The organism is Skermanella sp., assembly GCF_059503625.1.
This window is the reverse complement of the sequence record NZ_JCACHA010000807.1, coordinates 1-7,829: the sequence shown is the minus strand read 5'-3', so window position 1 is coordinate 7,829 and position 7,829 is coordinate 1. Positions and strand designations below refer to the sequence as shown.

The 7,829-nt window shown below is 64.7% G+C and carries 7 protein-coding genes; all 7 read right to left on the bottom strand.

Annotation, left to right across the window (positions count from 1 at the left end):
* Positions 1-970, bottom strand: a 970-nt coding sequence (gene metK / locus AC5JJ6_RS28695; protein ID WP_496045332.1) for a methionine adenosyltransferase, incomplete at its 3' end; no start/stop codon positions are given.
* Positions 971-1,247: 277 nt separating this feature from the next.
* Complete coding sequence (locus AC5JJ6_RS28690) at positions 1,248-1,727, bottom strand: helix-turn-helix domain-containing protein (protein WP_044428927.1); 480 nt, start codon at positions 1,725-1,727, stop codon at positions 1,248-1,250.
* A 113-nt stretch (positions 1,728-1,840) separates the two neighbouring features.
* Positions 1,841-3,457: an apolipoprotein N-acyltransferase gene (gene lnt / locus AC5JJ6_RS28685; protein ID WP_496045331.1), complete on the bottom strand. Its 1,617-nt coding sequence runs from the start codon at positions 3,455-3,457 to the stop codon at positions 1,841-1,843.
* 42 nt (positions 3,458-3,499) lie between these two features.
* A complete protein-coding gene (locus tag AC5JJ6_RS28680; protein ID WP_496045330.1) occupies positions 3,500-4,411 on the bottom strand; it encodes a hemolysin family protein in 912 nt (303 codons plus the stop codon).
* Positions 4,412-4,413: 2 nt separating this feature from the next.
* Positions 4,414-5,028: an rRNA maturation RNase YbeY gene (gene ybeY / locus AC5JJ6_RS28675; RefSeq protein ID WP_496045329.1), complete on the bottom strand. Its 615-nt coding sequence runs from the start codon at positions 5,026-5,028 to the stop codon at positions 4,414-4,416.
* Positions 5,025-6,059: a PhoH family protein gene (locus AC5JJ6_RS28670; RefSeq protein ID WP_496045328.1), complete on the bottom strand. Its 1,035-nt coding sequence runs from the start codon at positions 6,057-6,059 to the stop codon at positions 5,025-5,027. The genes ybeY and AC5JJ6_RS28670 overlap by 4 nt, the downstream gene beginning before the upstream one ends.
* Entirely contained in the window at positions 6,056-7,453 is a 1,398-nt protein-coding gene (gene miaB / locus AC5JJ6_RS28665; RefSeq protein ID WP_496045335.1) for a tRNA (N6-isopentenyl adenosine(37)-C2)-methylthiotransferase MiaB, read from the bottom strand. The genes AC5JJ6_RS28670 and miaB overlap by 4 nt, the downstream gene beginning before the upstream one ends.
* Between the last annotated feature and the right edge of the window lie 376 nt (positions 7,454-7,829).

Sequence of the window (7,829 nt, the reverse complement as noted above, 5' to 3'; positions counted from 1 at the left end):
CCACCTTGCCGGTGTCGTAGGTATCGATGTAGACGGCCAGCGGGCGGGAGACGCCGATGGCATAGGCCAACTGGATGGTGCAGCGCTCCGCCAGTTCGGCGGCGACCACGTTCTTGGCGAGATAGCGGGCCGCATAGGCCGCCGAGCGGTCGACCTTGGTCGGGTCCTTGCCGGAGAAGGCGCCGCCGCCGTGGGGCGCCGCACCGCCGTAGGTGTCGACGATGATCTTGCGCCCGGTCAAACCGGCGTCGCCATCGGGACCGCCGATCACGAAACGGCCGGTCGGGTTGACGTAGATGAACTCCGCCTCCGGCAGCCAGCCCTGCGGCAGCACGTTGACGATATGGGGCAGGACGATCTCGCGCACTTTGTCGGTGTCGATCGAGGCGTCGTGTTGGGTCGACACGACGATGGAGGTGGCGCGGACCGGCTTTCCGTTCTCGTACTGAAGGCTGACCTGCGTCTTGGCGTCGGGGCCGAGCAGCGGAGCGGCGCCGGAGTGGCGCGCTTCCGCCAGGCTCTTGGCGATGCCGTGCGAGAAGTGGATCGGCGCCGGCATCAGCGCGTCGGTCTCGCGGCAGGCGTAGCCGAACATGATGCCCTGGTCGCCGGCGCCTTCGTCCTTGTTGCCGGCGGCGTCAACGCCGACGGCGATGTCGGCGGACTGCGCGTGGATCAGGATCTTGACGTCGGCCTTCTCCCAGTGAAAGCCTTCCTGCTCGTAGCCGATGTCCTTCACCGCCTGACGCGCCGCGGCTTCGATCAGCTCATGGGTGATCGTCTCGGGACCACGGACCTCGCCCGCCAGCACGAGCTGGTTGGTCGTCGCCAGCGTTTCGACAGCAACGCGGGCATAAGGGTCATGGCCGAGATAAAGATCGACGATGGCGTCGGAAACGCGGTCGCAGACCTTGTCTGGATGGCCCTCGGAAACCGATTCGCTGGTGAAGACGTAGTTGCGTAGAGCCACAGGTAGCCTCGGCACGTTGCGGGTTTTGACAAAATACGAAGATATGCAGGTCTCACGAAAGATTGACCCGCCTCTTTCTCTTTTCGCAATCCGCGTACCTGTGGTCAAGCGACTTCGATTGGGAGCATGCCGCCTGATTACCCCGCGCGGCTAACTTGCGGGGCTATTATCGAAGTTCAATAAGGTACCTATCAATCGGGAATAAGACGTTTTCCGGTTACCGGACGAGCCGGCCGGGACCACGTTCTCGGACGGGTCCGGCCAGCGGCCGGTCCAGTCAATCGCCTTCGGCATTGGCCGCGTTCGCGACCGACTTGGTCAGCTCGAACAGCCGCTTGCGTACCTGCGGATCGGTGATCCGGTAGTAGGCGCGGACCAGTTCCAGCGTCTCGCGCTTGGCCATCGGGTCCGGTTCGAAGGAGCTGGACTTCTCCTCGCCGAAACCGCCGGCGGAACCTTCAGATGTCGGGATGCTGTCCGGATCGGCCGGCATGTCGTCGAAGAAGAAGGAAACGGGCACATCGAGCACCCGGCTCAGGTCGAACAGGCGACTGGCACCGATACGGTTCGCGCCACGCTCGTATTTCTGTACCTGCTGGAACGTCAGGCCGATCGCCTCGCCCAGTTTCTCCTGGCTCATACCGAGGAGAGTACGCCGCAGCCTTACCCGTGAACCGACGTGTACGTCGATGGGATTCGGCTTGCCGGTCTTCGGGCGCCCGCCGGTTCCACGCCGGCCTCGTGTCTGTGGTTGCATGCGCTCAAACCCCTGTTGAATGTTTAGGTTCTAATTAGCTATGCACGTGTATGCATTCAATAGTACGTATTACCGCATTCTTGTGCACGTGCATACAAAAATATGTGCGATATTTAGCGGGTTTGTCGAGCGATGGTTGTGACCAGCGAGAAACTCATAAGTAGTAATACCAAGATGATGTCACCGAACCGTCCGTAAGGCGTAATCGGAAGCATAACGGGTAGATCTGCATCCACCACGCCGCGTTCGCCCAGGCCGAGATATGCCGTAACGCGACCGTAACCGTCGAAAATTCCCGAAATGCCTGTATTGGCGGCGCGTACCAACGGTAGTCCTTCTTCAACCGCACGCACGCGCGCGATCTCGAAGTGCTGATGGGGACCGGCCGTTTTCCCGTACCAGGCGTCGTTCGTCACGTTGAGCAGCCAGTTGGGCCGGTTGTGGGAGTCCTTGACCGCTCCTGGAAAGATCACTTCGTAGCAGATCAGCGGGCTGAACGGCGGCAGTCCCGGCACGTCGAGGGTTGCCGGTCCGGGGCCGGACGAAAAATCGGTGGCGCCGGCCGCGATCCCGCCGACCGGCAGGATGCCGCGCAGCGGCATGTACTCGCCGAACGGCACCAGATGGAACTTGTCGAAGCTGGCGACGACGGCGCCGCTGCCGTCCACCGCATGCAGGCTGTTCCAGAACCGGTTTTCACCGTCCGCTTCCACCCGGATCCGGGGGGCGCCGGTGATGATGCTGCCGCCGGGCGGGGTGACGGATGCCATCGCCTGACGCGCGCCGCCATCCCGCTCCACGAAGAACGGCACCGCCGTTTCCGGCCAGACGACATGGGTAACCGGAGAAGCTCCGGCGGCGGCCGGTTCCGCCGTCAGTTCCAGCAGCCGCTCGAAGTTGCGCGCCTTTTCGGCCGGCGCCCATTTGAGCGTCTGCGGGATGGCCGGCTGGACCACCCGAAGCCTGATACCCGGAACGGTGGCGGAGTCGGCCTGCGACAATCGGACCCAGCCCGCAAGACCCATTGCGCCCACGAGAACAAGGCCGACGGCGACGCTCGCACGCCCCCGCATGACCGACTCGGATGGATCGGGGAGAAGCGCCGGCAGCGCCGCCACCGCCACGGTCAGCAGTCCCAGCCCATAGATGCCGATCACCGCGACGCTTTGAAGCACGGGGAGGAAGCCGGTCCAGGAATAGCCGATCAAGTTCCACGGGAATCCGGTGAAGACGTGGCCGCGCAGGTACTCGAACACCGTCCAGACAATGGCGAAAGCCAGGACGCGGGCAAGGCCCGACAGTTTCAGGCGGCGGCAGGCGATATGCAGGACAAGCGCCGCCAGCCCGATGAAGGTCGCGAGCAGGGCCGGAAGGCCGGCTATGGCGAACGGCATCATCCACCAGAACTTCGCCACGTCGGTCAGCAGCGCGAAGGAGATCCAGTAGAGCCCGAGGACGAAATGCCCGAAGCCGAACCACCAGCCGGTAAAGAAGGCGGCTCGCCTGGTGGCAGCCCCCTCGAGCAGCCAGAGCAATCCCGGAAAGGCCAGCAGCAGTACCGGAACGGCGCCAGCGGGTGGCAATGCTAATGTGGCGAGACCGCCGAAAGCCGCAGCGGCTGCATAGCGGCGCCATCCGGTCAGCGTTGCCAGCCGGGATGCTAAACGATGTCCGGGGCGCCCGGCCGCGATGCCGCCTGCGCCCGCCGGGCGCAGGATCGCGTCAGGCATGTGGTGTTTCAGTCATAAGTGGTGAAATCGGAGCGTATGGGATCAGGCATGGGCCGCCGCTGCCGCTTCCGGCAGGTTGCGGACGCGCAGGCGCTTGATCCGCCTGGGATCGGCATCGATCACTTCGAACTCCATGCCGGAATAGTGCTTCAGCAGTTCTCCCCGGCTCGGGACGCGGCCGGCGAGGCTGAACACCAGACCGCCCAGGGTATCGAAGTCCTCCTGTTCCTCTTCGTTGAGGACGGGGCCGACTTCGCTCAGGAACTCGTCGATCGGCAGGCGGGCGTCGGCCAGCAGGGTTCCGTCGGGCCGGGTCACGAGCATGGGAGCTTCCTCCTCGTCGTGCTCGTCCTCGATCTCGCCGACGATCTCTTCCACGAGGTCTTCAATCGTGACGAGGCCGTCGATGCCGCCGAACTCGTCCACGACCAGCGCCATGTGCTGGCGGGACTGGCGCATCTGAAGCAGCAGGTCGAGTACGGGCATGCTGGGCGCGACGATCACGACGTCGCGGACGATATCGCTCATCTGGAACGGCTTCTGCTTCGCGATGCAGCTCAGCACGTCCTTTATGTGGATCATGCCGACGACGTCGTCGAGCGTTTCCCGGTAGACGGGCATGCGGGAATGGGCTTCCTCCGACATGCGCTCGATCAGCGCCGGGAGCGTGGTGTCGATATCGACCGCCACGATGTCGGCACGCGGCACCATGGCGTCCACCACGGTACGGTCGTGCAGCTTCAGGATATTGGCGAGGAGCACGCGCTCGTCGGCGGCGATCGATCCTTCGGCTTCGCGCCGTTCCTCGATCAGCTCCTCGATGGTGTCGCGCAGCGTCGTATCGCCGCGTCCCCCCAGGATCGTCCTCAACCAGCCGCGAAATTGACCGGTGAAGGAGTTTTGCTCGTCGGCCCCGTCTTCACGGGGCGATCTACTGCCGGATATGTCTGTCATTGTCATATGGGTTGGAGTGTGGTGGCGCCGTCCGCGCCAGTCTCCCCTTCAGCCGCGGCCGATCTGGCCGGGTTGGCGGAATAGGGATCGGCGATGCCCAGGCGGGCGAGGATGCTGGTTTCCAGTCTTTCCATGCGGTCGGCGTCGGGGTCGGATTGGTGATCATAACCTAGTAGGTGAAGAACGCCATGAATTACCAGATGCGTCAGATGATCCCCGAAGGATTTTCCCTGTTCCAGCGCTTCACGCTGCACGGTTTCAAACGCGAGGATCACGTCGCCTATCAGTATAGGCATTCCCTCATCGCGCGCCAAGACATCATCCGTGCTCTCATCGGTATCGTCCAAATCGTCCAATAACGCGAAAGAAAGTACGTTGGTCGGCTTATCCTTGTCGCGGTAGTCGCGGTTGAGGGTCTGGACCAAGGCGTCGTCGGCCAGCACAAGACTCATCTCGACCGGGGTATCGCCACCCAGGATCTCCGGCTTTTCGGCAGCCTCGAAGGCGGCCCTGGCAGCCGCGTCGGTCAGTCGTTCGACGTCGGCTGCCGCCGTTTCCCAGTCGCCGGACTCCAGGCTGAAGGAGATATCGAGCCGTTCGGCAGGCGATGCGGTCATCGCCGGTACCCGTCCGCCGACCGGCCGCCCTGGCGTTCTGCTTCCTGCCGGGCCGCGTCGTGCTTGTCATAGGCGCGGACGATATGACCGACCAGCGGGTGCCGGACCACGTCGGCGTCGCCGAACTGGACGAAGCTGACGCCGGGCACGCCCTGAAGGATGTCGATCGCGTCCTTCAGGCCGGACCGGGTGCCGCTGGGCAGGTCGATCTGGCTGGTGTCGCCGGTCACCGCCATGCGGCCGTTCTCGCCCAGCCGGGTCAGGAACATCTTCATCTGCATCGGCGTCGTGTTCTGCGCCTCGTCCAGGATGACGAAGGCGTTGGCGAGCGTGCGGCCGCGCATGAAGGCCAGCGGCGCGATCTCGATCTCGCCGTTGCCCAGCCGGCGCGCCACCTGCTCGGCAGGCAGCATGTCGTAGAGCGCGTCGTAAAGCGGGCGCAGATAGGGATCGATCTTCTCGCGCAGGTCGCCCGGCAGGAAGCCCAGCCGTTCGCCGGCTTCCACGGCGGGACGCGACAGGACGATGCGGTCGACCTGACCGCTGGTCAGTGCGACGACGGCCTGGGCGACGGCCAGATAGGTCTTGCCGGTGCCGGCGGGACCGAGGCCGAACACCAGCTCGTTTTCCTGGAGGGCCTGGATATAGGCGGCCTGGGTCGGGCTGCGCGGCGAGATCGACCGGCGCTTGGTCTTGACGTTGAAGTCGGGCCGGGCGATGGCCTGCATGGCGAGCGCACGGGCGGCGCCGTCGCCGACGCCGGTCGCCATGCGGAGTGCCGCGTCCACTTCGGCCGATCCCACGACCATGCCGCGCTTCAGCCGTTCCCACAGGGCGTCCAGCGCCGCGCGGGCGCTTTCGGAAGCATCGGGAGGGCCGGAGACCGTCAAGGTGTTGCCGCGGCTGATCAGGGAGACGCCGAGCTGGGTTTCGATCCGGGCGAGGTGGCTGTCATGCTCGCCGTAAAGCAGCGGCAACAGCCGATTGTCGTCGAAGGACAGGTCGATGCGACGGTCGGGGAGCCCCGTCAAGCAGTTACCTCACAGGCTGGGGGTTCGGAAAAGTTCATGGCTGGCGTGGTCCTGGTTTCGGCGGTCAGGCCGGTGACGCCGTCCGCCAGCACCAGTTCGCCGGCAAGGCTATTGGCGTGGGCGGCGGTGATACGGACATCAACCACCATTCCGGCAAGGCGTTGCGGTGCGTCGACCGGCACCGACTGCATATAAGGACTGCGGCCCATGAGCTGGCCGGGTCGCTTGCCCGAACGGTCGAGCAGGACCGGCATCGTGCGTCCGATCGAGGACTCGTTGAAGGCGACCTGCTGCGCGTTGAGCAGTTGCTGCAACGACGCCAGCCGCTCGGTCTTCACGGCTTCCGGGACCTGGGTGTCGTCCAGGCCGGCGGCGGGCGTGCCGGGACGGGCGCTGTACTTGAAGGAATAGGCCTGGGCGAAACCGATATCGGTGATCAGCCGCAGGGATTCCGCGAAGTCGGCGTCGCGCTCGCCGGGGAAGCCGACGATGAAGTCAGACGACAGCGCCAAGTCGGGCCGCACCTTCCGCATCCGGTCGATGATGCGGCGGTAGTCGTCGGCCGTGTGCTTGCGGTTCATCGCCGCCAGGATGCGGTCGGAACCGCTCTGCACCGGCAGATGGACGAACGGCATCAGGGCCGGCACCTCGCCGTGGGCGGCGATCAAATCGTCGTCCATGTCGCGCGGATGCGACGTGGTGTAGCGGATGCGGAGCAGGCCGTCGATTTCCGCCAGCTCGCGGATCAGGCGGCCGAGGCCCCAGGTGGTGCCCGATGCGGGACCGTCGCCGTGGTAGGCGTTGACGTTCTGGCCGAGCAGCGTGATCTCGCGGGCGCCCGATTCCACCATGCGGCGGGCTTCGGCGAGGATCTGTGCCGCCGGGCGCGAGAACTCGGCGCCGCGCGTATAGGGCACGACGCAGAAGGTGCAGAACTTGTCGCAGCCTTCCTGGACCGACAGGAACGACGAGACGCCGGTGGCCGCACTCTCGCCCGGCAGGAAGTCGAACTTGCTCTCCACCGGGAAATCGGTGTTCAGCACCCGCTCGCCGGCGGCGCGGCTGGCGCGGGCCACCATTTCGGGGAGCTGATGGTAGGTCTGCGGGCCGAAGACCATGTCCACGAAGGGCGCGCGGGCCATGATCTCCTCGCCTTCCGCCTGGGCGACGCAGCCGGCGACGGCGATGATCATGCGGCGGCCGTCTTCCTCGGCGGACTGACGGTTCTTCTCGATGCGCAGGCGGCCGAGTTCGGAAAAGACCTTCTCCGACGCCTTCTCGCGGATGTGGCAGGTGTTCAGGATGACCATATCGGCCCCGTCGGGGGCCTCGACCGGCTGATAGCCCAGAGGAGCCAGGACATCGGCCATGCGGGCGCTGTCATAGACGTTCATCTGGCAGCCCCAGGTCTTGATGAACAGTTTCTTCTTGGTCAAATGCTGAACCCTGATGCGCGTGTCGATCCGCGTTACGCGTTGAGTGTGGCAATGCATATAGGCGCTCCAGGCGAGTTATGCCCGTGCGGTGGCGGAAAAATAGCATTTTCGGGGGTGGGGGAGTCAACTGGATCGGTGTTTCGTGTGGACGGGACAGGAACACGGATGGGCCCGGATTTTCCACGGATGGACACGGATAGAGCGATATTTGAATACTCTGGGAACGCCATGGCCTGTGGCGCGTATCGATTTAATTCAGATCCGTGTTCACCCGTGGAAAATCCGGGTCCATCCGTGTTCCTTGACTGACCAAGCCGAGTGCTTCCACCGGACG